This is a genomic window from Mycobacterium avium subsp. avium, assembly GCF_009741445.1.
Lineage (GTDB): Bacteria > Actinomycetota > Actinomycetes > Mycobacteriales > Mycobacteriaceae > Mycobacterium > Mycobacterium avium.
Window position 1 is genome coordinate 1,011,236 of sequence record NZ_CP046507.1, and the last position, 24,283, is coordinate 1,035,518.

The window sequence follows — 24,283 nt, forward strand, 5'->3', positions numbered from 1 at the left end:
AAACGCGGCGGCATCGCGACCGCGGAGGCGGCCCCGGTGTGATGTGATCAGCCTTGTGCCCGAAGCCGATCAGCAGGCCGACGGCGGGGCCGCCCGCCGCCACCGCGTCACCCACCGCACCGAGTACCGCTACTCCGACGTGGTGACCAGCTCCTACGGCCGGGGTTTCCTGACGCCGCGGGACTCGCTGCGGCAGCGCTGCGTCGCCCATCGGCTGACCATCGACCCGGCCCCGGCCGACAGCTCCACCAGCACCGACTGCTACGGCAACATCAGCTCCTATTTCCACGTCACCCAACCGCACCACAGCCTGACGGTGACCAGCGATTCCATCGTCGACGTCAACCCGCCGGCGCCGGGCCTGTACACCACCGGGCCGGCGGTACAGCCCTGGGAGGCGGCCCGCCCGGCCGGCCGCCGCGGGGCGGTGGCCACCGAATTCACCCTCGACCTCGACCCGCCGGAGATCACCGACGAGGTGCGCGACTACGCCGCACCCAGTTTCGCGCCCGGGCGGCCGCTGATCGAGGTGCTGCGGGACCTGGCGTCGCGGATCTTCACCGACTTCACCTACCGGTCCGGGTCGACGACGATCTCCACCGGGGTCGCCGAGGTTCTGGCGGCCCGCGAAGGGGTATGCCAGGACTTCGCGCGGCTGGCGATCGCCTGCCTGCGCGCCCACGGGTTGGCGGCCAGCTACGTGTCCGGGTATCTGGCCACCGACCCCCCCCGGAAAGGACCGGATGATCGGCATCGACGCCACCCACGCCTGGGCCGCCGTGTGGACCCCGCACGAGCCCGGTCAATTCGAGTGGCTGGGAGTGGATCCCACCAACGACCAGATGATCGACGAGCGCTACATCGTGGTGGGACGCGGCCGCGACTACGCCGACGTCCCGCCGCTGCGGGGCATCATCTACACCAACTCACAGCACAGCGTGATCGACGTGTCCGTCGACGTGGTGCCCTATGCGTGACTTCACCTGCCCCAAGTGCGGCCAGCGCCTGACCTTCGAGAACTCCACCTGCCTGAATTGCGGTAGCGCGCTGGGGTTTTCGATCGAGCAGATGGCACTGCTGGTGATCTCGGAGGACGAGACGAGCGGGCACGCCGGCTTCGTGCCCGCCAGCGAATACCAGTTGTGCGCCAATCTGCTTCTCGCCGAATGCAATTGGCTGGTCCCGGTGAACGAGCCGCGGTTGCTGTGCGCGTCCTGCGTGCTGACCACCGAGCGGCCCAACGACGCCGACTCCGTGGGGCTGGCCGAGTTCGCCCGCGCCGAGGCGGCCAAACGCCGGCTGATCGCCGAGCTGCACGAGCTGCGGCTGCCGATCGTCGGGCGTGATCAGGACCCCGACTACGGCCTGGCCTTCCGGCTGCTGTCCAGCGCGCACGAGAACGTGCTGACCGGTCACCAGAACGGGGTCATCACACTGGATTTGGCCGAGGGCGACGACGTGCACCGCGAACAGCTGCGGGTCGAGATGGACGAGCCGTACCGGACGCTGCTCGGGCACTTCCGGCACGAGATCGGGCACTACTACTTCTACCGGCTGATCGCCCCGCACCCCGACCACCTGCGCCGGTTCAACGAGCTGTTCGGCGATCCCGACGCCGACTACCAGCAGGCGCTGGACCGGCACTACAGCGAGGGCGCGCCGGAGGGATGGCAGGAGAACTTCGTCTCGTCGTATGCCACCATGCACGCCAGCGAGGACTGGGCCGAGACGTTTGCCCACTACCTGCACATCCGCGACACGCTGGACACCTCGGCGTGGTGCGGGCTGGCCCCGGCGTCGGCCACCATCGATCGTCCGGCGTTGGGGCCCAGCGCTTTTCAGACGATCATCGACACGTGGCTGCCGTTGTCGTGGTCACTGAACATGGTGAACCGGTCCATGGGCCACGACGACCTGTACCCATTCGTGCTGCCGGCCGCGGTGCTGGAGAAGATGCAGTTCATCCACGCCGTGGTCGACGGGGCCGGTTAGGCCGGCATCACGCGGCGCACATCGGGACCCCACAGCGGCTGCATGCCGCCGGGCAGCGCCAGCTGGGTGGTGGTGAGCACCTCGGCCAGGCTGCGCAGCTCGGCGTGCACCGAATCGAGCAGCTCGGCGAGCTCGGCGCGCCGCCCGTCATCGCTGATGCGTTCCAGCTCAGCGGGATGCGACCGGCGCAGCCGGGTGCCGATCTCGTCGACCAGCCGTTCCGGGCGCGACGACCCGGATGCGCCGGGCAGGCCCTTGAGGTCGGCGCGCAGCCGCTCCACCTGGTAGAGCAGCGACCGCGGGTTCTGCGCGTCGAACAGCATCAGCTCGGCCATCGCGGCCACGCTCACCTTGCCCGCCGTGCGGCGCCGGTAGCTGACCGAGGACTCGCAGGCCACCAGCGTCGATTCGAGGATGGTCTGTTCGGCGGCCGCGCCGCGCACCACGGTGAGCGTGGCCCGCAGCAGCGCCGTCAGCCACAGGCCGCGTTCGATCCGCTTGCCGATGTCCATCATGGTCCAGCCGGCGTCGCGCACCATCGACTCGCCGGCCACCCCGGACAGGGTCAGCATCCCGGCCAGCGTCTGGGTCTGCGCCGCGGTGAGCAGCGCGTCGGCCTCGGCCAGCGAGTCCGGCGGTTCGCTGTCCAGCGCCAGCGCCCGCTCCACCCCGGCCAGCACCATCCAGGTGTCGTTGGACATCTGGTCGCGCACCGCCCGCGCGGCCAGCGCCAGCCCCTCCACCGACTGCACCAGCGAGCCGGGCCGCTGCGGGTCGACGGTCAGCGACCACAGCGTGGAGGGCGCGACGGCGATCGTCTCGGCCGCATCGCCACCGGCCGCGGCGCCGGTGCCGGTGTCGGTGCCCGTGATGCGGCCCAGCGCGGCCATCAGCACCGGCACGCACTCGCTTTCCTCGCTGTGCTGGTGATGGCGGTAGACGTGGAAGCGGTCGCGGGTGACGATGAGCAGCCGGGCCATGCTCTCCGCGCGCTCGCCGTACCGCCCGATCCAGAACAGCTCGGACAGCACCCGCGGGGAGCTGACGGCCCAGGTGCCCGCGGCCGTCTTCGCCGGCGGCTCCACGGCGGGCACGCCGACCGCCTCGGCCCGGGCCCGCTCGGTCGGACGCACCCAGACATCCTTGGCCGCAACGCTTTTCAACGTGTACGCCGCCGGTCCTGCGGCCAGCAGGTAGCCGATGCCGCCGATCATCGGCGCGTAGCCGCCGCGCTGGGCCACGGTGAACAGCCGGATGCCGACCCCGGCCGACGACAACACGCCGGCGTGGTCGGTCGGCGCCGAGGAGAACTGCGGCAGCTCCTGGCCGATCCACTGCCACGGCGCCGTCTCGATCCGGGCCGCCAGCTGGGCCAGCTGCCGCGACGAAAGCGCCGGCCCGACAAGCGTTTTCCCGCCCACCGTGGACTTCACCAGCAGCGAAGCCAGATTGGCCAGCAGGTGTGAACGTTCGGTGTCGATGCCGCGCCAGTAGACCGGCGCGCTGGGCAGTAGCAGCGTTTCGGACAGCAGGTGCCGCGCCATCGCCGGCAGAAAACGTTGCAGCCCAGGGTTTTCCAGAATTCCGCTGCCCAGGGTGTTGACGACGGTCACCGTCCCGCGATGCTGCGCCTCCACCAGGCCGGCCACCCCGAGCCGGGAGTCGGCGCGCAGGTCCAGCGGATCGCAATACTCGGCGTCGACCCGGCGCAGCACCACGTCGACGCGTTTCAGGGTGCCCAGCGAACGCATCCACACCATGCCGTCGCGCACCACCAGGTCGGCGCTCTCCACCAGCGGGAAACCCAGCAGGGTGGCCAGATAGGCCTGGTCGAACGCCGTCTCGGAGTAGATGCCCGGCGACAGCACCACTACCACCGGGTCCTGGGCGACGTCGGGCGCCGCGTCGATCAGCGCCAGCCGCAGAGCCTGCGCGAACGGTGTGGTGGGCCGTGGCGCGATCCGCTCGTACAGGTCGGGAATCGCGTGCGCCACCACCCGCCGATCGGCCAGCGCGTAGCCGGCGCCCGAGGGCGCCTGGGTGCGGTCGGCGTTGACGGCGAAGCCGCCGTCCGGGCGCCGGCTGACATCGCAGGCGTGCATGAAAAGCTGGTGACGGCCCGGGATTTCGATGCCGTTGGCGGCGCGCAGGTAGCCGGGATGGCCGAACAGCAGCTCCGGGGGCAGCACGCCCTCGGTGAGCAGGCTGCGCGGCCCGTACAGGTCGGCCAGCACCGCGTCGAGCACCCGCGACCGCTGCAGCAGCCCGGCCTCCAGCGGCTCCCAGTCGGCCGCCGACAGCACGATCGGCAGGGTGTCCAGCTGCCAGGGCCGCGGCTCCTGGCCGCGGCCGCCGGGCTCGACGTCGGTGTAGGTGATGCCGTCGTGGTCGATCAGGCCGCGGACTACCGAGCGCAGCCGGTCCAGCCCGGCGCGGCCGCGTTCGCCGATGGCGTCGGCCAGCTCGGTCCAGGCCGGGCGCACCTTGCCGTCGGGGCCGACGAATTCGTCGTAGCCGCTCGCCGGGCCCTGCCGCAGGTCGAACAGCGCCTGCTGGGCCCGTGCCGCCCGGTACCCGGCCAGCAGGCGGTCGGCGTCGTAGGAGCCGCCGGCGACCGCCGAGGGTCCACCGGTGCCGAATGTCTTGTCCGCAAACGCCATTACAGCTGCACGGTACGCACGCGGCGCGGCCGGGGGAGCCCGGCGCGCCGGGAGTGGCCGCGGCCGGCCGCTACGCCGGCGGGGCCCCCGGCGGCGGGCCGGGCTGATAGCCGGGCGGCGGGCCGGGCTGGTAGCCCGGCGGCGGCGCCACCTGGCCGCCGGACAGCTTGCGGTAGGCGTAGATCCCGACCAGGGCGGCGACCGGCGCGGCCAGCAGCAGCCCGACTCCACACGCCAGGGCGCCGACCACCACCAGCGCGAACTCGGCCAGCCACACCAGCAGGGCGTTGGCGAAGTTCGCGGTGACGGTGGAGAAGCTGGAGCTGAGTGCCTTGACGGCCGACTCCGACCGGTCGATGGCGTACGGGATGGTGAACTGGGCGAAGAGGCCCAGGATCAGGCCGGGCAGGAAGCACAGCGCCGAGGCGATCGAGGTGAGAATGCCGACCAGCAGCGCGGCCAGGAACACCATGCCGAAGTTGCGCGGCTTGAAGAACGACCCGATGGTCACCGGGCGGCCGTCGGCCAGGTCGAGGCAGCCGGACAGGTAGGCGGATTGGGCGAACGCGCCCACCAGGTAGGCGACCAGGTAGCCCAGCACCAGCAGCGCCATCCCGCCGCCGTTGAGGTTCGCGGTGAAGGTGAAGTAGTCGTCGCCGGAGCCGCCGCCGGAGGTGCCGACGTCCTGGCTCAGCCCGATCAGCGTGGAGGCACCGCCCAGCACCACCAGGTAGACCAGCGTCGGAACGATCAGCGCCACAGGGTTTTTGGTGAAAGCGTTCCACGCCCAGCCGAACGCCTCGCCCACGCTGAACGCGGGCTTGGGCGGGCCGCCGAACCCGGGTGGGGGGCCGTAGCCCGGGGCGGGCCGTAGCCGGGCGGGGGTGCCCCGTAGCCGGGCGGCGGGCCATAGCCCGGCGGCGGCGGGGGAGGCGTGCCGTAGCCCGGCGGCGGGCCGTACCCCGGCGGCGGGTCGGGCGGCGTGCCTGGATATTCGGGGGGCTGGCTCATGTCCGTCCTTGCTGTTGGATTTCCGCCGGCTCGACTTACCGGGAGCGAACGCGCACCGGATTCGGCAAACCGGAACTTAGCAAAGATGACGCCGGCGCGCGCGGGTTGACGGCCGCGAGCCGGCTTGCGCGTCGCCGCCGCGTGGTATGCCTGAAGCCGTGTCCGACGGTCTGTTCGACCTGCCCGGCGCGCCGCCGCCGGGCGACCACGGCCTGGGCGTGCCGGCCGGTGCGCCGCTGGCGGTCCGGATGCGCCCGACGTCGCTGGACGAGGTGGTAGGGCAGGACCACCTGCTGGCCCCCGGGTCGCCGCTGCGCCGCCTGGTGGAGGGCTCGGGCGTGGCATCGGCCATCCTGTACGGGCCGCCGGGCAGCGGCAAGACCACGCTGGCCGCGCTGATCTCCCAGGCGACCGGCCGCCGGTTCGAGGCGCTCTCGGCGCTGTCGGCGGGTGTCAAGGACGTGCGCGCGGTGATCGAGAGCGCGCGCACCGCGCTGTTGCGCGGCGAGCAGACCGTGCTGTTCATCGACGAGGTGCACCGGTTCTCCAAGACCCAGCAGGACGCCCTGCTGTCCGCGGTGGAGAACCGGGTGGTGCTGCTGGTGGCGGCCACCACCGAGAACCCGTCCTTCTCGGTGGTGGCGCCGCTGCTGTCCCGGTCGCTGATCCTGCAGCTGCGGCCGCTGAGCGCCGACGACATCCGCACCGTGGTGCGCCGCGCGATCGACGACCCGCGCGGCCTGGGCGGGCGGGTTCCGGTCGCGCCCGAGGCCGTCGACCTGCTGGTGCGGCTGGCCGCAGGCGATGCCCGGCGGGCGCTGACGGCGCTGGAGGTGGCCGCCGAGGCCGGCGAATCGGTCACCGTGCAGACCGTCGAGCAGTCCCTGGACGAGGCCGCGGTGCGCTACGACCGCGACGGCGACCAGCACTACGACGTGATCAGCGCCTTCATCAAATCGGTCCGCGGCTCGGACGTGGACGCCGCGCTGCACTATCTGGCCCGCATGCTGGTGGCGGGGGAGGACCCGCGCTTCATCGCGCGCCGGCTGATGATCCTGGCCAGCGAGGACATCGGCATGGCCGACTCGGCCGCGCTGCAGGTGGCGGTGGCGGCCGCGCAGACGGTGGCGCTGATCGGCATGCCCGAGGCGCAGCTCACCCTGGCGCACTGCACCGTCTATCTGGCCACCGCGCCGAAGTCGAACGCGGTCACCACCGCGCTGGGCGCGGCGATGAGCGACATCAAGGCCGGCAAGGCCGGCCTGGTGCCCGCTCACCTGCGCGACGGACACTATTCGGGTGCGGCGGCGCTGGGCCACGCCCAGGGCTACCAGTACTCCCACGACCACCCGGATGGTGTTGTGGCACAACAGTATCCGCCGGACGAGCTGGTCGGTGTGGACTACTACCGGCCCACCGGCCGCGGCGCCGAGCGGGAGATGGCCGGGCGGCTGGACCGGCTGCGCGCGATCATCCGCAACAAGAGGGGACGGTCATGAAAGTCTTCACTGACGAGGAGATGGGCCGGCTGCTGACCACCGCCAAGCCCTACAGCGTCGTCATCCTCAAGCGCGGCCCCGGGTTCGGCGACGAGTCAGCGGCCGGCGTGATCTGGGAGCACGGCCGGCGCAATTTCGGGCTGCGCGACGACGGCGTGCTCGCGGTGGTGCTGCCGGTCAGCGACGGGTCCGACGTCTGCGGCGTCGGGGTGTTCGCGGCGACGGTCGACGAGACCACCCGGATCATGAGCGAGGACCCCGGGGTCGCGGCGGGCGTCTTCACCTACGAGGTGCACGCCTGCCGCGGGTTCCCCGGCGACGCCTTGCCCTAAGCGCGCCGAGCGTCACGCTGGCGTGACGCTCGACCGCCGCCGCCACGCTGGCGTGACGCTCGCGAGCGCGCCCCCTAGACCAGCTCGGGCACCCGCAGGTGGGCGATCGCCAGCTCGAACTCGGCGACGTCGATCACCTCCGCGCCCAGCTCGCGCACCCGCCTGCTGCGCAGCTCGGTGGCCCGGTCGCGGTTGCGGGCCATCGCGTCCATCGAGTCGAACGTCGAGCAGGCCACGGCCCGGCGGCAGGCCGGGTGGTCGACCATCAGGCTGGCGCTGCAGAACCCGTCGAGCTGCTCGAGCTCGGGCAGCACCGAGGACCGGTAGAACTCCAGCGACCGGCTGAGCTGGTCGGGCACCACCTTGAGCCAGGTGGCGCGCACGCAGGCGCCGTCGCGGGACGGGTGGTCACGGTGCAGCAGCGCGATGTCCCACTCCTCGACCCGCGCGCTGCCGTCGAACATCAGCGCGGCCCGGTCCCGGATGGGCGCCACCCGCGCGGCGCTGCCCCGCATGGCGTCGATCGACTCCCACGAGCTGGTCGCGATGCAGGTGCCGGACTGCCGGTCCACCAACAGCGACAGCCCCACGCACCCGTCGATCTCGGTCAGGGCGGGCATGACGACATCGCGAACGTGCGCAATTCCGATGTCGATCGACAGGGGTTGCGCCTGGATGGTGGTAGAGCGTGCGTACACGGTCGACCCCTTCCGTGTCGGGGTGGCACCCCGGTGGCGCCACCGGTCCCACCAGTTACCTTCCTCTCACCGGTGGCGGCCCGCAATGCCCAAATGTGGTCGCGCTCACAAACGATTGGCTGGTCGCGACGCCCGCGCCGTAGGCTGGTTCGAATGCATACCGATATGTTGGACGTGGACACCTCCCGTCGCCGCATCGTCGATCTCACCGAGGCGGTGCGCGGGTTCTGCTGGTCCCGCGGTGACGGCCTGTGCAACGTGTTCGTCCCGCACGCGACGGCCGGGGTGGCCGTCATCGAGACGGGCGCCGGCTCCGACGACGACCTGGTCGACACGCTGGAGCGGCTGCTGCCCCGCGACGACCGGTACCGGCACGCGCACGGCTCCCCGGGCCACGGCGCCGACCACGTGCTGCCGGCCCTGGTCGCGCCGTCGGCGACGGTCCCGGTTTCGGCGGGGGAGCCGATGCTGGGCACCTGGCAGAGCATCGTGCTGGTCGACCTCAACCGCGACAACCCGCAACGCTCCGTGCGGCTGAGCTTTTTGGAGGGCTAGCGGCGCGGTGGTCCAATATTCCAGCGAATAGGCTGGGATTACACGTCAACGCAGAAAAGCAACGGGAAGAAGCGGGCTGGAAAGTGCAGACACACGAGATCAGGAAGCGATTTCTTGATCACTTCGTGAAGGCGGGCCACACCGAGGTGCCGAGCGCGTCGGTGATCCTCGACGACCCCAACCTGCTGTTCGTCAACGCGGGCATGGTCCAGTTCGTGCCCTACTTCCTGGGCGCGCGCACGCCGCCGTACCCGACGGCCACCAGCATCCAGAAGTGCATCCGCACCCCCGACATCGACGAGGTCGGCATCACCACCCGGCACAACACCTTCTTCCAGATGGCCGGCAACTTCTCGTTCGGCGACTACTTCAAGCGCGAGGCCATCGAACTGGCGTGGACGCTGCTGACGGGCAGCGTCGAGCAGGGCGGCTACGGCCTTGACCCCGAACGCATCTGGACGACGGTCTATTTCGACGACGACGAGGCCGTGCGGCTGTGGCAGGAGATCGCCGGGCTGCCCGCGGAGCGCATCCAGCGCCGCGGCATGGAGGACAACTACTGGTCGATGGGCATCCCCGGCCCGTGCGGCCCGTCCTCGGAGATCTACTACGACCGCGGCGAGAAGTTCGGCGTGGGCGGCGGGCCGATCGCCAACGAGGACCGCTACGTCGAGCTGTGGAACCTGGTGTTCATGCAGAGCGAGCGCGGCGAGGGCACCTCCAAGACCGACTTCGAGATCCTGGGGCCGTTGCCGCGCAAGAACATCGACACCGGCATGGGTGTGGAGCGGGTCGCGTTCGTGCTGCAGGGCGTGCACAACGTCTACGAGACCGACCTGCTGCGGCCCGTCATCGACGCGGTCGCCGCCCGCGCCCCGCGGCCCTACGACGCCGGCAACCACGACGACGACGTGCGCTACCGGATCATCGCCGACCACAGCCGCACCGCGGCCATCCTGATCGGCGACGGCGTCACCCCGGGCAACGACGGCCGCGGCTACGTGCTGCGCCGGCTGCTGCGCCGGGTCATCCGCTCGGCCAGGCTGCTCGACATCGAGGGGCCCATTGTCGGTGACCTGATGGCCACCGTGCGCGACGCGATGGGCCCGTCGTATCCCGAACTGGTCACCGACTTCGACCGGATCGCCCGCATCGCCGTCGCCGAGGAGACCGCGTTCAACCGCACCCTGGCGGCCGGCTCCAAACTGTTCGACGAAGTGGCCAGCACCACCAAAGCCACTGGGGCGAAATCGATTTCGGGCTCCGACGCGTTCACGTTGCACGACACCTACGGGTTCCCGATCGAACTCACGCTGGAGATGGCGTCCGAGGCCGGGCTGCAGGTGGACGAGGTAGGCTTCCGCGAGCTGATGGCCGAGCAGCGCCGCCGGGCCAAGGCCGACGCCGCCGCCCGCAAGCACGCGCACGCCGACCTGACCGCGTATCGCGAACTGGTCGACGCCGGCCCCACCGAGTTCACCGGCTTCGACGAATTGTCCTCGGAGGCAAGGATTCTGGGGATCTTCGTGGACGGTAAACGGGTGCCGGTGGTCACCCACGGCGGCGACGGCGCGGACCGGGTCGAGCTGGTGCTGGACCGCACCCCGCTCTACGCCGAGTCCGGCGGGCAGATCGCCGACGAGGGCACCATCAGCGGCACCGGCGCCGGCGAGAGCGCCCGGGCCGCCGTCACCGACGTGCAGAAGATCGCCAAAACCCTGTGGGTGCACCGGGTCAACGTCGAGTCCGGTGAATTCGTCGAGGGCGACACCGTGATCGCCGCGGTCGACCCGCAGTGGCGCCGCGGCGCCACCCAGGGCCACTCGGGCACCCACATGGTGCACGCCGCGCTGCGACAAGTGCTGGGGCCCAACGCCGTTCAGGCGGGCTCCCTGAACCGCCCGGGCTACCTGCGTTTCGACTTCAACTGGCAGGGCCCGCTGACCGAGGAGCAGCGCACCCAGATCGAAGAGGTGACCAACCAGGCCGTGCAGGCCGACTTCGAGGTGCACACCTTCACCGAGCAGCTGGAGAAGGCCAAGGCGATGGGGGCCATCGCGCTGTTCGGCGAGAGCTACCCCGAGCAGGTGCGGGTGGTGGAGATCGGCGGCCCGTTCTCGCTGGAGCTCTGCGGCGGCACGCACGTGCACAACTCCGCGCAGATCGGGCCGGTGACCATCCTGGGCGAATCCTCGGTCGGCTCCGGGGTGCGCCGGGTGGAGGCCTACGTCGGGCTGGACTCGTTCCGGCACCTGGCCAAGGAACGCGCGCTGATGGCGGGGCTGGCGTCGTCGCTGAAGGTGCCGTCGGAGGAGGTGCCGGCCCGGGTGGCCAACCTGGTGGAGCGGCTGCGGGCCGCGGAGAAGGAACTCGAGCGGATGCGGCTGGCCTCCGCGCGGGCCGCGGCCGGCAACGCCGCCGCGGGCGCGGAGCGGATCGGTAACGTCCGCGTGGTGGCGCAGCGGATGTCCGGCGGGATGACGGCGGCCGACCTGCGCTCGCTGGTCGGCGACATCCGCGGCAAGCTGGGCAGCGATCCCGCGGTGGTCGCGCTGATCGCCGAGGGTGAGGGCGGGTCGGTGCCGTACGCCGTCGCCGCCAACCCCGCCGCCCAGGATCTCGGCATCCGGGCCAACGATCTGGTCAAGCAGCTGGCGGCGCCGGTCGACGGGCGCGGCGGCGGCAAGGCGGACCTGGCGCAGGGATCGGGCAAGGATCCGGCCGGCATCGACGCGGCGCTGGACGCCGTGCGTTCCGAGATCGCCGCGATAGCGCGGGTCGGTTGAGTGGTCTTGACACAGCACCGCGTCCCCGACCGGCCCGGCGACCCTGACCAGGACCCCGGCCGGGGCCGGCGGCTCGGCATCGACGTGGGCAGCGTGCGCATCGGGGTGGCCTGCAGCGACCCCGACGCCGTGCTGGCCACCCCGGTGGAGACCGTGCGCCGCGACCGCTCCGGCAAACACCTGCGCCGGCTGGCTGCGCTGGTCACCGAGCTCGGGGCCGTCGAGGTCGTCGTCGGGCTGCCGCGCACCCTGGCCGACCGCACCGGCACGTCGGCGCTGGACGCCATCGACCTGGCCGACCAGTTGGCCCGGCGGATCGCGCCCACCCCGGTGCGGCTGGCCGACGAGCGGCTGACCACCGTGGCCGCGCAGCGCTCGCTGCGCGCGGCCGGGGTGCGCGCCAAGGAACAGCGTGCGGTGATCGACCAGGCGGCGGCGGTGGCCATCCTGCAGAGCTGGCTGGACCAGCGCCGCGCGGCGACCCGGGAGGCCGGCGATGGTTGACAGCGCCCGCCGCGAGCGCGCCGAGCCCGAGGCGGTGGGACCGCCGCGGCGCAGGTCCAGCCGGATGGCCCGGAACAGGGCCGAGCGGGGCCGGCGCCGGCGGCGCTTCGCCCTGCGCGCCGCCCTGGCGCTGCTGGTCGTGGTGGTGCTGGCCGGGGTGTTCGCCGGCGGCAAGCTGTGGCACACCGTGTTCGGGCCGGGCGACGACTACAGCGGCAGCGGCAAGCGCGACCTGGTGATCCAGATCCAGGCCGGCGACTCCACCACCATGGTCGGCGAGACGCTGCACAACCAGCACGTGGTCAAGACGGTGCGGGCGTTCGTCAACGCCGCGCACGGCAACAGCAAGATCGACTCCATCCAGCCCGGCTTCTACCGGATGCGCACCGAGATCCCGGCCTCCGACGCCGTCGCCCGGCTGGCCGACCCCAACAGCCGGGTGGGCCGGCTGGTCATCCCGGAGGGCCGTCAGCTCGACGACACCACCGACATGAAGACCAACAAGGTCAACCCCGGCATCTTCACCCTGATCTCCCAGGCCACCTGCGTGGACCTGGACGGCAACCGGCGCTGCGTGCCGGTGCAGCAGCTGCGCGCGGCCGCGACCAACAGCACCACCGCGGCGCTGTCGGTGCCGCCGTGGGCGCTGGAACCGGTCAACGAGCTGGGCAGGGACCACCGCCGGATCGAGGGGCTGATCGCGCCGGGTACCTTCAACGTCGACCCGTCGGCGTCCCCGGAGAGCATCCTGGCCGGGCTGATCAGCGCCGGGGCCGAGGAGTACCTGAAGTCCGGGCTGGTGGACACCGCCCAGGCGATGGGCCTGTCGCCCTACGACATCCTGGTGGTGGCGTCGCTGGTGCAGCAGGAATCCAACACCCCGGACTTCGCCAAGGTCGCGCAGGTGATCTACAACCGGCTGCACGCCCACCACACGCTGGAATTCGACTCGACGGTCAACTACCCGCTGGACCGCCGCGAGGTGGCCACCAGCGACGCCGACCGGGGCCAGAAGACGCCGTGGAACACCTACGTGTCGCAGGGCCTGCCGGCCACCGCGATCTGTTCGCCCGGCATCGACGCGCTGCACGCCGCCGAGCACCCCGCGCCGGGGGACTGGCTCTACTTCGTCACCATCGACGCCGCCGGGACGACGCTGTTCACCAAGGACTATCAGCAGCACCTGGCCAACATCGAGCTGGCTAAGCACAACGGTGTCCTCGACAGCACCCCCCGCTAGCGGCGGGCCCCGCAGGGCGGCCGTGCTGGGCAAGCCGATCGCCCACTCGAAATCCCCGCAGCTGCACCTGGCCGCCTACCGCGCGCTGGGCCTGCACGACTGGACCTACGAGCGCATCGAATGCGACGCCGACCAGCTGCCCGGCGTGGTCGGCGGGTTCGGCCCCGAGTGGGTCGGGGTGTCGGTGACCATGCCCGGCAAATTCGCCGCGCTGCGCTTCGCCGACGAGCGCACCGAGCGGGCGCGGCGGGTGGGATCGGCCAACACCCTGGTGCGCACCGCGACGGGCTGGCGGGCCGACAACACCGACATCGACGGCGTCGCCGGCGCGCTGGGCGCCGCTTCGGGATGGGCGCTGGTCTGTGGATCGGGCGGCACCGCGCCGGCGGCCGTCGCGGGCCTGGCCCAGCTGGGCGTCGCCGGCATCACCGTGGTGTCCCGCAACCCCGACAAGGCGGCCCGGCTGGTGCGCCTCGGCGACGAGCTGGGCGTGCCGACCCGGTTCTGCGCCCTGGACGGCGCGGGGCTGGCCGACGAGGTGGCCGCGGCCGAGGTGCTGGTCAGCACCCTGCCGGCGGAGGTGGCCGAACGCTATGCCGGCACCTTGGCGCGCGTCGGCGTGCTGCTCGACGCCGTCTACGACCCCTGGCCCACCCCGCTGGCCGCCGCGGTGAGCGCCGCCGGCGGCCGGGTGATCAGCGGCATGCAGATGCTGCTGCACCAGGCCTTCGCCCAGGTGGAACAGTTCACCGGGCTGCCCGCCCCGCGCGAAGCGATGACTTGCGCGGCGGCCGACGCGGATTAGGCTGCCGCGCATGCGGATTGCGGCCGCGGGCGCGGTGCTGACCTGGCTGGCGGTGTTGAGCTGCTACGACATCCGGCAACACCGGCTGCCCAACGCACTGACCCTGACCGGGGCCGCCGCGATCCTGGCGGCCGCCGGCCTGGCCGGGCGCGGGCCGTCGGCGCTGGCCGGAGCCGCCGCGCTGGCCGCGATTTATCTGCTGGTCCATGCGGTGGCGCCGGGCGGGATGGGCGCCGGGGACGTCAAGCTGGCGCTCGGAGTGGGCGCGCTGACCGGCTGCGGCGGGGTGGGCGTGTGGTTTCTGGCTGCCCTGGCCGCGCCGCTGCTCACCGCGCTGGTCGGGGTGCTCGCCCGGGTGCGCCGGGCCGGCCCGGCGGTGCCGCACGGGCCCTCGCTGTGCCTGGCCGCCGCGGCCGGCGCCGGGCTGGCCCTGTTCTGATCGGCCTCAGTTCGCCAGGGCGGTATGGCGCAGCAGCGGCAACAGCTGATCGCCGAGCCGGACCACCTCCGACTGGTACGGGGTATCCGACAGCACGAAATGGCTCACCCCCAGGTCGGCGTAGGCGCGCAGCGCGGCGGCGACCTCGGCGGCCGAGCCGACCAGCCAGGTCGTCCCGGCGCCCTCGCCGCCGTACTTGCTCGGCGTGGTGTACAGGCAGGAATCGATCACCTCGCCGCGCGCGGCCAGGTCGTTGAGCCGCCGCTGCCCCTCGGAGCCCGCCGGGTCGTGCAGCAGCATCATGGTCGGCGTGCCGGCCAGCTTGGCGACCTTCGCCTCGGCGTCGCGCCAGGCCTGCTCGGAGGTGTCGCGCACCAGGGTGGTCACCCGCAGGCCGAACTCCAGCGGCGGGTGCTCGCGACCGAGCTTGTCCGACAACGACTTCAGCCGGTCGATGCGTTCGGCGATGCCGTCCAGCGACTCGCCCCAGAACAGCTGGACGTCGGCGTCGGTCGCGGCGACCTGCTCGGCGGCCGGCGAGGCCCCACCGAAATACAGCTTCGGGTGCCGGCCCTGCTCGGCACCGAGCGGGCGCGGCCTCAGCGTCGAGTGCTCGACGCGGAAGAACTCGCCGTGGAAGGTGACGTCGTCCTGCGTCCACAACCGGCGGAGCAGCCGGATGAATTCGCGGGTGCGGTCGTACCGGCGGGACTTGTCGACCTCGGTGTCGCCGTAGGCGGCGACGTCGTCGGCCCCGCTGACGATGTTGACCAACAGCCGGCCGCCGTTGAGCCGGTCCAGGGTGGCGGCCGCGCTGGCGAAATGCGCCGGATGCCAGTAGCCGGGCCGGACCGCCACCAGCGGCGCGAAGGCGGTGGTGCGCGCGGCGATCGCGGTGGCGACCGTGAAGGTGTCCGGCCGTCCCCAGCCGGTGCCGATCAGCGCGCCCTCCCAACCGTGTTGCTCGGCGCGCGACGCCAGGTCCACCGAGTAGTCCAGGCTGCCCCAGCCGTCGACGGTGTCGTCACCGCGATGGCCCGGCTCGACGGTGTTCGGGATGTACCAGAGAAATCGGCTAGCCTCGGCGGGCACCGCGCACCTTCCTTCTTGCGTTCATGCCGCGACGACGTGCCGGTCGCCGGTGAGCCTTTCGCGCAGCGTCGCCTCGGCGTACGACGCGCGAAACAGCCCTCGCGACCGCAGAATCGGCACCACCTCGTCGACGAACACCTCCAGACCGTCGGGGAAGACGTCGGGCATCAGGTTGAAGCCGTCCGCGGCGCCGGCGCCGAACCACTGCTCGATGGTATCGGCCACGTCGACCGGCGATCCCACGATCACTCGGTGACCCGACCCGCTGAACGCCCGCAGCGTCTGGCGCAGCGTGAGCCCGCCGCTGACGACCAGACGCACCACCGACTCCCGAAAACCCAGGGAGCCAACGAATTTCGACGGATCCGGCACACTGCCGAGCAGCCGGGCGGGGATGGGTTCGTCCAGCGGCAGCCCGGACAGGTCGGCGCCCAGGGTCTGTGACAACCGCTCGACGTCGTGGCCGGCGGGCAGCAGCGCGTTCTGCTCCTCGTAGCGCCGCTGCGCCTCGGCGCGGCTGCTGCCGATGGTGGTGATCAGTCCCGGCAGGATGCGCACCGCGTCGCGACCGCGGCCGTGCGCCACGGCGGCGTCCTTGACGTAGCGGTAGTGCTCGATCGCGGCGTCCAGGTCGAGTTCGGCGCTGAACACGGCGTCGGCGACGCGGCCGGCCAGTTCCCGGCCCTGCGGCGACCCGCCGGCCTGGACCAGCAGCGGATGCCCCTGCGGGGACGGGCCCTGCGGCAACGAGCCGGTGACGGCGAAGAATTCGCCGCGGTGATCGACGCCGCCGCCGGTCGCGGCGTCGCGCCACAGCGCCAGCACCACGTCGACGAACTCCGCGGCGCGCCGGTACCGCGTCGAGCGGTCCGGGAGATCAGCCAGGCCGAAGTTGCCGCCCGCCGCCTCCGAATACGTGGTGACGACGTTCCACGCCAGGCGACCACCGGAGAGCTGGTCGAGGCTGAGCAGCCGGTGCGCCAGCTCCACAGGGTCGTTGAACGTCGACGAGAACGTGCCGATCAGCCCGAGATGCTCGGTTTCGGCGGCGACGGCCGCCAGGATCACGCTCGGCTCCAGGGCCTGCGACGGGCGCAGCGCCGGATGATCGCGCACCGCCGGCCCGTCGGCCAAAAACAGCGCATCCAGCGTTCCGCGTTCGGCGATCCGGGCCATCCGCACGTAGTAGCCGGGATCGGTGAACGCGGTCGGCGGCTCGGCCGATCGCCGCCACGACGCGGTGTGGATGCCCAGGTTCAACACGTTGACGTTGAGCGTCAGGCCGCGCTCGCGGCGGCTCACAGCCGGGCCCCCGCGTTCGGCGCACCGTCGAAGGCGCGGGGATGATGCGACAGGTCGGGGGCGGCCGGGACGGGTAGCGAAAGTCGTTGCCGCAGTGTGCCCGCACCCGGCGCGGCCAGCACGCCGCGGCGGTACGCGGCCGCCACGACGTCGTCCAGCACCGCGGTCAGCGCGTCGGCCGGCACCCGCAGCAGCACGCCGGCGGCGCCCGGCGTGCCCGCCACCCGGTCGAGCGCGGCGTGATCGACCGAGCGGACCCGGACCACGGCGCCGTCGGGCACCGGGGCGCCGTCCTGGACGACGACCACGTCCGCATCCGCTGTGGCCGCACCGGCGTGCTGCCACACCGGCAGGTCGCCCTGCCGCGAGCCGGGCACGTTCAGCGGCCCGGCGATGCGATAGGCACCGCGCACGTCGGCCCGGCGGAGCCGGGTGGTGTCGGTGAAGACGCCGGTCGAGTGGTCGCCCAGCACCGACGCGAAAGGCCAAGTGCGCCATAGCGTTCGCACGGCCGCGATCGCCTCCGCGGTGTGCGCCGGACCCAGGGCGGCGCCGGTCCAGGTGTCGGCGCCGGCGCCCAGGGCGATGCGCCGGTCGGCGTCCAGGGCGAACCACCCGACCCGCCCGCGCGCCGCGTGGTCGACCGACACCAGACGGCGGGCCAGGTTGTAGGGGTGGTCGCGGTGCGGTGCCGCCGCGACGACCAGGCCCAGATGGCTGCTGTGCCGGGCCGCGACGGTGGCGATCACCGACGCGTCGAGGCTGGGCGCGGCGGGCGGTTCGGTCCGGTCGGCGCCGATCACCCAGTAGTGCACGCCGGCGGACTCCAGGCGGTGCGCCAGACCGGCGATACCCGAAGCGGGCGAGCGTTCCCCGATTCCGTCGCCGGCCAGCTCGATCCCGACGGACAGCGCAACAGCCATGAACCAGGACGCTACGTGGCCGCCTGCGCGATGCAACTCCCGCGATCGTCGCGGGCCGAAAGATGGCTGACCACAGCGTGTTCCGCTTAAAAATTGTGACGCGGTAAACCGTTGCCGGCATTGCGCGGCGGCGCCTAGGTTTGGTCGCTGTTGCCGCGGACCGCCGCGGCGCGGACGCATCCGGAAGGCTCTGACACGTATGCCCGTTGCATTTCACCGGCAGGACACACCCGCGGGCGCGGCGGCGGTGCAGCCCGTGCTGGCCGAGATCGCCGCGGACTACCGCCTGCGGTTGGCCGACGGGGGCACCGAACCGCCGCTGCGTGGGCTCAAACTCGTTCGCGACCATCGGCTCGGCGCGCTGCGGTTGGCCCGCGAGCTGGGCGGCGCCGGCTACACGGCGCCGGAGTTCTTCGACTACCTCGTCGCGCTGGCCGCCGCCGACCCCGACCTGGCGCACATCCTGCGGATCCACTACGCACTGGTCGAGGAGCTGCAAGTCACGCCGCGACGCCCGGGCAGCGACCGGTGGATCGCGGTGGTCGCCGAGGGCGGGTTGATCGGCGGCGCTAACGCCGAACAGAGCCAGAAGTCGGTGGGCGGCAACCACCGTGACACCCGGCTGGTCACCACTCCCGACGGGTTGCGGTTGCGCGGCAGGAAGTTCTACAGCACCGGCGCGCAGTTCTCCGACTACCTGCGGATCACCGCGCAGGACGACGACGGCGCGCCGACCGCCGTGGTGATTCCGGTCGACCGGGCCGGGGTCGAGCACCTCGACGACTGGGACGGCATCGGTCAGCGCCAGACAGGAAGCGGCACAACGGTATTCAACGACGTTGCGGTCGCCGACGACGAAGTGTTCCCGCTCGGTTCGACCATCGGCGTCAACCGGGCCCGCGGCGCGCTGGTCCAGCTTTACCTGCACGCGGTGGCCGCCGGAATCCTGCGCAGCCTGACCGAGGACGCCGCGGCGCTGGTGCGCGGGCGGCGCCGGACCTACACGTTCGCCAGCGCCGACACCCCGACCGCCGACCCGCAACTGCTGCAGATCGTCGGCGAGATCGACGCGGTGGCCTACACCGCGCACGCCCTGGTGCGCAACGCGGCGGCCGAGCTCGCCCCGGCGCTGCAGGCCGCCCGCGACACCGGGATCGATCCGGAACTGGAAGCCGCGGCATCGATCGCCGCCGCCCGCGTCAAGGTGGCGATCCAGGAGCCCGCGCTGCGGGCGGCGTCACGCGTGTTCGACGCCGGCGGCGCGTCCGCCGTCCAGGCGTCGGCGCTGCTGGACCGGCACTGGCGTAATCTGCGGACGCTGTTCTCGCACAACCCGACGGTCTACAAGGCGCGGGTGCTCGGCGATGTCGCCGTCAACGGCGCCGCCCTGCCCGACACCAGCTTCTTCTGACCCGCTCGGATGGCGAAGGTAGCGACGCGCACCGCGGCGCTGGGCGCGGTGTTGTGCGTCCTGGCGGCGGGGTGTTCCGGCCATCGGCACACCGCGAGCACCGGACCCACGGGTCCGCCGGTGCGCGGCGGCACCCTGACCTACTCTGGCGTGCAGTTCGTCACCGACACCATGGCCGCCAACTACAGCGCCAACAACCTGATGTTCCAGCTGCTCGACCGGGTGGTCTACGTCGACCCGAAAACCGACGCGGTGCGCGGGTGGCTGGCAAAAACCTTCTCCCGCAACCAGAACGCCACCCGGTACACCTTCACCATCCGCGACGGGGTGAGCTTCAGCGACCACACACCGCTGACCGCCGAGGTGGTCAAGGCGAATTTCGACCAGCTCGGCAAGGGTGACCCGGCCAAGAAGATGCCGGCCTTCGCCGATTTCGTCGGCTACGACCACAGCGAGGTCAGCGGCAACGTCGTCACCGTGTTCCTCGACCGGCCCAACACCAACTTCTACAAGGTGCTGTCCTACAGCCGCGCGGGCATCCGTGCACCGGCCACGCTGGCGCTCGACTACCAGCACCAGGCCAAGGTCGAAAACGTCATCGGCTCAGGCCCTTTCGTGTACCAGTCGCAGATCCCCGACCAGCAGGTGGTGCTCACCAGGCGCCCGGACTACGCGTGGCCGCCGTCGTCGTGGCCCAACCAGGGGCCGGCCTACGTCGACAAGGTCGTCTTCCGGGTGATCGGCGAGCCGGGCCTGCGCGCGGGCGCGGTCCAATCCCATCAGGTGGATGTGGCCCGCGGAATCCAGCCCACCGACGAACCCGCGCTCAAACAGGGTGGCCTGCAGGTGATCCCGGTGGCGGCTCCCGCCGAGACCGCGAACCTGGTCGGGTTCCGGATCAACAACCAGGTCGTCGACGACGTAAGGGTGCGCCGGGCGCTGCAACTGGGCATCGACCGTCGGGCGGTGGTGGACACCGTGCTCTCCGACAGCTATCGCGCGGCCGATTCCGTGCTGGGACACGACGATCCGTTATTCGCCGATGTGAGCGCCGACATCGGGTATCGGCCGCAGCGGGCGGCCGGCCTGCTCGATGCGGCCGGGTGGAAGCCGGGCGGTGACGGGGTGCGCGAAAAGGACGGCAAGAAACTTGTTCTGACGCTGGCGGCGTCCAACCAGAGCGTGGTGTTCCGCCCGGCGTTCGAGTTCATCGAACAGCAGTGGCGGGAGCTGGGCGTGGTGCTGCAGAACCGGGCAGGCGACACGACGTTCTTCAATGCCTCCAGCAGTCAATCGTCAACCCCGTTGTTCGGCACCAGGATTCAGTACAACATCGGGCTGGGCCTGCTGTTCGGCCGCCCGAAAAGCAACCTGACGTTCGCGCAGAACGACGCGTTGCTCGCGCTGTCCGAGGAGGAACTGCGGCAGACCGACCCGACGCGGCTCAAAGACGTCGTCGCCCGCGAGCAGCGCAGGATCATCGACGACCAGCTGGCGTTGGTGCTGTGGGATGAGGTGCAGGTGCACGCCGCCGCACCCAACGTGCACGTGGAATTCACCCGCTACACCGAGCCGCTGCTGCAGAGCGCCTGGAAGGCGTGAGGGGGATGCTCGGCTACGTTCTCGCCCGGATCGGCCAGTCGGCCATCGTGCTGCTGGCGGTCTTCAGCCTGGTGTTCTGGGGCGTCAGCATCCTGCCGGCCGATCCGGCGGCGATCTTCGTGGCCAAGGGGGAGGGCTACTTCAACCCCGACATCGTCGCGCAGGTCAAGGCGTTCTACGGCTACGACCGGCCGCTGTGGGTGCAGTACTTCGCGCAGCTGAACCAGGTGCTGCACGGGCATTTCGGCTTCTCGCTGTCCAGCGGTCAGGCCGTCACCGACCGGATCGGCGGGGTGATCGGCGAGACGCTGAAACTGGCGGCCACCGCCACCGCGTTCGCGGTGCTGTTCGCGGTGTCGGTCACCGCGCTGGCGACCACCTGCGCGCCGGTGCGGTCGGTGCTGCGCGCGATCCCGCCGCTGTTCGGCGCGGTCCCCACGTTTTGGCTCGGATTGGTTGTGCTGCAAGTGTTTTCGGTGCAGCTCGGCCTGATCTCGTTGTTCCCGGACGGATCCGTGACGTCGCTGCTGGTCGCCGCGCTGGTGCTCGCGGTGCCCGTTTCGGCGCCGATCGCGCAGGTGCTGGGCAAGAACATCGACGCCACGCTGGCGCTGCCGCACGTCAACACCGCGCGGGCCAAGGGCGGCACCCCGGGCTGGGTGATCCGCAAGCACGTCGTGAAGAACGCCGCCGGGCCGGCGCTGACGGTGACCGCGACGACCGTCGGTGCACTGCTGGGCGGCTCGGTGGTCACCGAAACGGTGTTCTCCCGCTCCGGAGTGGGTGCGGTGCTGCTGCAGGCGGTGTCCAGCCAGGACATCTCGCTGATCCAGGGCCTGGTGCTGCTGACGGCGGTGGCGATCGTGGCGGCCAACCTGGCGGTGGACCTGATCTATCCGCTGCTCGACCCGCGGGTCACCCGGGTGCAGCGCCGCGGGTTCACCACCCGGCTGGGCAGGTTCGGATGAGCGCGCGCACGGCGTCCTGGCCGGTGCGGATCTCCGCGGCGGTGCTGATCCTGACCGCCGCCTGGGCGGCGGCTCCAGGGCTGTTCACCGATCGAAACCCGTTGAAGGGCAGGCCGGTTGACAAGTTCCAGCCGCCGAGCGCGGCGCACTGGTTCGGCACCGACCACCTGGGCCGCGACGTGCTGACCCGGGTCATCTACGGAACCTCGCACACCGTCGCCACCGCGGGGCTGGCGGTGGCGGTGGGGCTGCTGCTCGGCAGTTCCGTCGGCATCGCCGCCGGCGTCAGCGGGCCCGTGGTCGATGCCGTCGCCATGCGAGCGTCCGACGTGTTGCTGGCGCTGCCGGGGTTCCTGACGTCGGTGTGGATCGTCACCGCCTACGGCCCCGGACCGCTGTCGGTCGGCATCGGTGTGGGCATCGGATCGATCGCCGTCTTCGCGCGGGTGTTTCGCGCCGAAGTGCTGCGGGTGCGGGCGCTGGACTACGTCGAGGCCGCCTTTCTGTCCGGCGAGACCCGCTGGTCGGTCATCCGCCGCCATATCGTTCCCAACGCCGCCGGCGCCGTGATCGCGCTGGCGGTGATCGATCTCAGCGGTGCGATCCTACTGATCTCGGCGTTGGGTTACCTCGGCTACAGCGCCCCGCCGCCGACACCGGAGTGGGGACTGCTAGTCGCCGAGGGCCGCCGCTATCTGGCCACCGCGTGGTGGCTGTCCACCCTGCCCGGCGCCGTGGTCCTGTCGGTGATCCTGGCGCTCGGCGTGCTCAGCCGCCGGGCGCTGACGTCGCACCGCATCTGAACGAGAAGAGAACGCACAATGGGTCCACCGCTGCTCGACGTGTCCGGTCTGACCGTGACCTATCCCGGTGCGGTGCCCAGGGTGGCGCTGGACCGCGTCGACCTGGCGGTGTCGTCGGGCGAATTCGTCGCCGTGGTCGGTGAATCCGGTTCGGGCAAAACGACTTTGGCCAACGCGGTGGTCGGATTGCTGCCGGCGGCCGCGAGGATCACCGCGGGGTCGTTAACCATCGCCGGTCGCGACGTGCTGGGCCTGAGCGAACGGCAGTGGTGCCGGCTGCGCGGCAGCACCGTGGGATTGGTGCCGCAGGATCCCGCCACGTCGTTGAACCCGGTGCGCAGCATTGGATCCCAGATCGCCGAGATCTTCCCCCTGAAGGGCGAGCGGTTGTCCCGGCGCGAGGCGCGGCGGCGCTGCATCGAGCTGCTGGACCGGGTGGAGATCGACCGCCCCGCGCAGCGCCTGAAACAGTATCCGGGCGAGCTCTCCGGCGGCATGCGCCAGCGCGTGCTCATCGCGATCGCGTTCGCCCTCAACCCCGGGCTGTTGATCGCCGACGAGCCGACGTCCGCCCTCGACGTGACCGTCCAGCGGCACGTGCTGGCCGTGTTCGATCGGCTGGTCGCCGAGCAGCGCACCACCGTCGTCTTCATCACCCACGACATCGGGGTGGCCACCGATCACGCGTCGCGCATCGTGGTGATGCGCGGCGGCGTCGTCGTCGAGGACGCGCCGGCCGAGGCCATCGTCGCGGCCCCGCGCACCGAGTACGCCGCGCATCTCGTCCGCCGGCTCACGGCTCCGGCGCCGGCCGCCGCGCCCGCCGGCTCCGAGGACGTCATCGAGGTCGCCGGCGTCGCCAAGGAGTTCCGGCTCGGTGCCCGGGCCCGGCACACCGCCGTGGCGGAGGTGGCCTTCACCGTCCGGCGGGGCGAGACGCTGGCGCTGGTGGGGGAGTCCGGGTCGGGCAAGTCGACGACGGCGAAAATGGTCGTCGGCCTGCTCACCCCCACCCGGGGCACGGTGCGGGTGCTGGGCCGCGATGTCGCCGCGCTGCCGGCGCGGGCCCGGCGCCGGCACTGGCAAGACATCCAGTTCGTCTACCAGAACCCGGGGTCGGCGCTGGACCCGCGCTGGACGGTGCGCCAGATCCTGGACGGCCCGCTGCGGTCCTACCGGGTGGACGACCGGGCCCGCCGCGCGCAGCGCATCGCCGAGGCCCTGGCCAGTGTCGGCTTGAGTGACGACAAGCTGGACCGGCGGCCGGGCGAGCTCTCCGGCGGTGAATGCCAGCGGGTCGCGATCGCCCGCGCCCTGGTGCTGCGCCCGCAGATCGTGGTGCTCGACGAACCGCTGTCCGCGCTCGACGTCGTCACCAAGGACCAGATCGTCGGCCTGCTGCTGCGGCTGCAGCGGCAGCTGGGGCTGACCTATCTGTTCGTCTCGCACGATCTGTCGGTGGTGCGGCGACTGGCGCACCGCGTCGTGGTGCTGCGCGCCGGGCGCGTCGTGGAAACCGGGGACACCGCGGCGGTGTTCGCCGCGCCGGCCGCGGACTACACCCGCGCGCTGCTCGACGCGGTCCCGGGCCGGCGGCTGGCGCATCCGGCGCTGTCCCCCTCCTGAACGTGGGGGGCCTGCGCGAATCGGCCTTTCGGAAC

General features: G+C 71.8%; 19 protein-coding genes and 2 pseudogenes. 15 read left to right on the plus strand and 6 right to left on the minus strand.

Going from position 1 to position 24,283, the window contains the following annotated elements; genetic code table 11:
- The first annotated feature begins 55 nt into the window (after positions 1–55).
- Together MAA44156_RS05080 and MAA44156_RS05085 are read left to right on the plus strand one after the other, a co-directional pair.
- Positions 56–977, plus strand: a pseudogene (locus MAA44156_RS05080) (transglutaminase family protein).
- Entirely contained in the window at positions 970–1,992 is a 1,023-nt protein-coding gene (locus MAA44156_RS05085) for a zinc-binding metallopeptidase family protein (RefSeq protein ID WP_009977724.1), read from the plus strand. The pseudogene MAA44156_RS05080 and the gene MAA44156_RS05085 overlap by 8 nt, the downstream one beginning before the upstream one ends.
- Here the strand turns inward: MAA44156_RS05085 and MAA44156_RS05090 are convergent.
- Both MAA44156_RS05090 and MAA44156_RS05095 read right to left on the minus strand, forming a co-directional pair.
- Positions 1,989–4,652, minus strand: a complete 2,664-nt coding sequence (locus MAA44156_RS05090) for a circularly permuted type 2 ATP-grasp protein (RefSeq protein ID WP_009977722.1) — start codon at positions 4,650–4,652, stop codon at positions 1,989–1,991. The two genes, MAA44156_RS05085 and MAA44156_RS05090, sit on opposite strands and share 4 nt — an antisense overlap.
- 70 nt (positions 4,653–4,722) lie before the next feature.
- Positions 4,723–5,663: pseudogene (locus MAA44156_RS05095) on the minus strand (hypothetical protein).
- A 146-nt stretch (positions 5,664–5,809) separates the two neighbouring features.
- Between MAA44156_RS05095 and MAA44156_RS05100 the strand changes: the two are divergent.
- Both MAA44156_RS05100 and MAA44156_RS05105 read left to right on the plus strand, forming a co-directional pair.
- Complete coding sequence (locus tag MAA44156_RS05100; RefSeq protein WP_156649241.1) at positions 5,810–7,162, plus strand: replication-associated recombination protein A; 1,353 nt, start codon at positions 5,810–5,812, stop codon at positions 7,160–7,162.
- Positions 7,159–7,494 carry a hypothetical protein gene (locus tag MAA44156_RS05105; protein ID WP_009977719.1) on the plus strand — a complete coding sequence of 112 codons (336 nt, stop codon included), beginning with the start codon at positions 7,159–7,161 and terminating at the stop codon, positions 7,492–7,494. The genes MAA44156_RS05100 and MAA44156_RS05105 overlap by 4 nt, the downstream gene beginning before the upstream one ends.
- Positions 7,495–7,568: 74 nt before the next feature.
- Here the strand turns inward: MAA44156_RS05105 and MAA44156_RS05110 are convergent, their stop codons facing one another.
- Positions 7,569–8,192, minus strand: coding sequence for a hypothetical protein (locus MAA44156_RS05110; protein ID WP_009977718.1), 624 nt, complete (start codon positions 8,190–8,192; stop codon positions 7,569–7,571).
- Between the two features lie 165 nt (positions 8,193–8,357).
- Between MAA44156_RS05110 and MAA44156_RS05115 the strand changes: the two genes are divergently transcribed.
- The 6 genes from MAA44156_RS05115 to MAA44156_RS05140 all read left to right on the plus strand — a co-directional run bounded on the left by MAA44156_RS05115 (position 8,358) and on the right by MAA44156_RS05140 (position 14,521).
- Positions 8,358–8,747, plus strand: a complete 390-nt coding sequence (locus MAA44156_RS05115) for a secondary thiamine-phosphate synthase enzyme YjbQ (RefSeq protein WP_009977717.1) — start codon at positions 8,358–8,360, stop codon at positions 8,745–8,747.
- 83 nt (positions 8,748–8,830) lie between these two features.
- On the plus strand, positions 8,831–11,533 hold the full coding sequence (alaS, locus tag MAA44156_RS05120; RefSeq protein ID WP_009977716.1) for an alanine--tRNA ligase: 2,703 nt from the start codon (positions 8,831–8,833) through the stop codon (positions 11,531–11,533).
- Complete coding sequence (ruvX, locus tag MAA44156_RS05125; protein WP_003872645.1) at positions 11,534–12,037, plus strand: Holliday junction resolvase RuvX; 504 nt, start codon at positions 11,534–11,536, stop codon at positions 12,035–12,037.
- Positions 12,030–13,277 carry an endolytic transglycosylase MltG gene (locus MAA44156_RS05130; protein ID WP_003877602.1) on the plus strand — a complete coding sequence of 416 codons (1,248 nt, stop codon included), beginning with the start codon at positions 12,030–12,032 and terminating at the stop codon, positions 13,275–13,277. The genes ruvX and MAA44156_RS05130 overlap by 8 nt, the downstream gene beginning before the upstream one ends.
- The gene (locus MAA44156_RS05135; protein WP_023880236.1) at positions 13,252–14,082 is read left to right on the plus strand and encodes a shikimate dehydrogenase; all 831 of its coding nucleotides are present in this window, start codon (positions 13,252–13,254) and stop codon (positions 14,080–14,082) included. The genes MAA44156_RS05130 and MAA44156_RS05135 overlap by 26 nt, the downstream gene beginning before the upstream one ends.
- A gap of 10 nt (positions 14,083–14,092) precedes the next feature.
- The gene (locus MAA44156_RS05140; RefSeq protein WP_009977712.1) at positions 14,093–14,521 is read left to right on the plus strand and encodes a prepilin peptidase; all 429 of its coding nucleotides are present in this window, start codon (positions 14,093–14,095) and stop codon (positions 14,519–14,521) included.
- Positions 14,522–14,527: 6 nt separating this feature from the next.
- On the opposite strand, the gene MAA44156_RS05145 is transcribed toward MAA44156_RS05140, so the two are convergent.
- From MAA44156_RS05145 to MAA44156_RS05155, 3 genes are read right to left on the minus strand one after another with little or no spacing between them, the layout of a single operon-like run.
- Positions 14,528–15,613 carry an LLM class flavin-dependent oxidoreductase gene (locus MAA44156_RS05145; protein ID WP_009977711.1) on the minus strand — a complete coding sequence of 362 codons (1,086 nt, stop codon included), beginning with the start codon at positions 15,611–15,613 and terminating at the stop codon, positions 14,528–14,530.
- Positions 15,614–15,634: 21 nt separating this feature from the next.
- Complete coding sequence (locus MAA44156_RS05150) at positions 15,635–16,876, minus strand: NtaA/DmoA family FMN-dependent monooxygenase (protein ID WP_029248528.1); 1,242 nt, start codon at positions 16,874–16,876, stop codon at positions 15,635–15,637.
- A 35-nt stretch (positions 16,877–16,911) separates the two neighbouring features.
- The gene (locus tag MAA44156_RS05155; RefSeq protein ID WP_065371056.1) at positions 16,912–17,838 is read right to left on the minus strand and encodes an LLM class oxidoreductase; all 927 of its coding nucleotides are present in this window, start codon (positions 17,836–17,838) and stop codon (positions 16,912–16,914) included.
- A gap of 199 nt (positions 17,839–18,037) precedes the next feature.
- On the opposite strand from MAA44156_RS05155, the gene MAA44156_RS05160 reads away from it, so the two are divergent.
- Genes MAA44156_RS05160 through MAA44156_RS05180 form a run of 5 tightly spaced genes read left to right on the plus strand, consistent with a single transcriptional unit; the run spans position 18,038 to position 24,248 of the window.
- Positions 18,038–19,249 (plus strand): acyl-CoA dehydrogenase family protein, encoded by a 1,212-nt coding sequence (locus tag MAA44156_RS05160; RefSeq protein ID WP_003877606.1) that lies wholly within the window; start codon positions 18,038–18,040, stop codon positions 19,247–19,249.
- 9 nt (positions 19,250–19,258) lie between these two features.
- Entirely contained in the window at positions 19,259–20,851 is a 1,593-nt protein-coding gene (locus tag MAA44156_RS05165) for an ABC transporter substrate-binding protein (protein WP_009977705.1), read from the plus strand.
- 5 nt (positions 20,852–20,856) lie between these two features.
- The gene (locus tag MAA44156_RS05170) at positions 20,857–21,819 is read left to right on the plus strand and encodes an ABC transporter permease (RefSeq protein ID WP_009977703.1); all 963 of its coding nucleotides are present in this window, start codon (positions 20,857–20,859) and stop codon (positions 21,817–21,819) included.
- Complete coding sequence (locus MAA44156_RS05175) at positions 21,816–22,622, plus strand: ABC transporter permease (protein WP_009977702.1); 807 nt, start codon at positions 21,816–21,818, stop codon at positions 22,620–22,622. The genes MAA44156_RS05170 and MAA44156_RS05175 overlap by 4 nt, the downstream gene beginning before the upstream one ends.
- Positions 22,623–22,640: 18 nt before the next feature.
- On the plus strand, positions 22,641–24,248 hold the full coding sequence (locus MAA44156_RS05180; protein WP_009977701.1) for an ABC transporter ATP-binding protein: 1,608 nt from the start codon (positions 22,641–22,643) through the stop codon (positions 24,246–24,248).
- Positions 24,249–24,283 lie beyond the last annotated feature (35 nt).

What these genes read in the sequence shown, in the direction of transcription:
- MAA44156_RS05085 (WP_009977724.1), top strand. Translation starts at nt 970, where the DNA reads ATGCGTGACTTCACCTGCCCCAAGTGCGGCCAGCGCCTGACCTTCGAG.
- MAA44156_RS05090 (WP_009977722.1), bottom strand. Translation starts at nt 4,652, where the DNA reads ATGGCGTTTGCGGACAAGACATTCGGCACCGGTGGACCCTCGGCGGTC.
- MAA44156_RS05100 (WP_156649241.1), top strand. Translation starts at nt 5,810, where the DNA reads ATGCCTGAAGCCGTGTCCGACGGTCTGTTCGACCTGCCCGGCGCGCCG.
- MAA44156_RS05105 (WP_009977719.1), top strand. Translation starts at nt 7,159, where the DNA reads ATGAAAGTCTTCACTGACGAGGAGATGGGCCGGCTGCTGACCACCGCC.
- MAA44156_RS05115 (WP_009977717.1), top strand. Translation starts at nt 8,358, where the DNA reads ATGTTGGACGTGGACACCTCCCGTCGCCGCATCGTCGATCTCACCGAG.
- MAA44156_RS05130 (WP_003877602.1), top strand. Translation starts at nt 12,030, where the DNA reads ATGGTTGACAGCGCCCGCCGCGAGCGCGCCGAGCCCGAGGCGGTGGGA.
- MAA44156_RS05140 (WP_009977712.1), top strand. Translation starts at nt 14,093, where the DNA reads ATGCGGATTGCGGCCGCGGGCGCGGTGCTGACCTGGCTGGCGGTGTTG.
- MAA44156_RS05155 (WP_065371056.1), bottom strand. Translation starts at nt 17,838, where the DNA reads ATGGCTGTTGCGCTGTCCGTCGGGATCGAGCTGGCCGGCGACGGAATC.
- MAA44156_RS05160 (WP_003877606.1), top strand. Translation starts at nt 18,038, where the DNA reads ATGCCCGTTGCATTTCACCGGCAGGACACACCCGCGGGCGCGGCGGCG.
- MAA44156_RS05165 (WP_009977705.1), top strand. Translation starts at nt 19,259, where the DNA reads ATGGCGAAGGTAGCGACGCGCACCGCGGCGCTGGGCGCGGTGTTGTGC.
- MAA44156_RS05170 (WP_009977703.1), top strand. Translation starts at nt 20,857, where the DNA reads ATGCTCGGCTACGTTCTCGCCCGGATCGGCCAGTCGGCCATCGTGCTG.
- MAA44156_RS05175 (WP_009977702.1), top strand. Translation starts at nt 21,816, where the DNA reads ATGAGCGCGCGCACGGCGTCCTGGCCGGTGCGGATCTCCGCGGCGGTG.
- MAA44156_RS05180 (WP_009977701.1), top strand. Translation starts at nt 22,641, where the DNA reads ATGGGTCCACCGCTGCTCGACGTGTCCGGTCTGACCGTGACCTATCCC.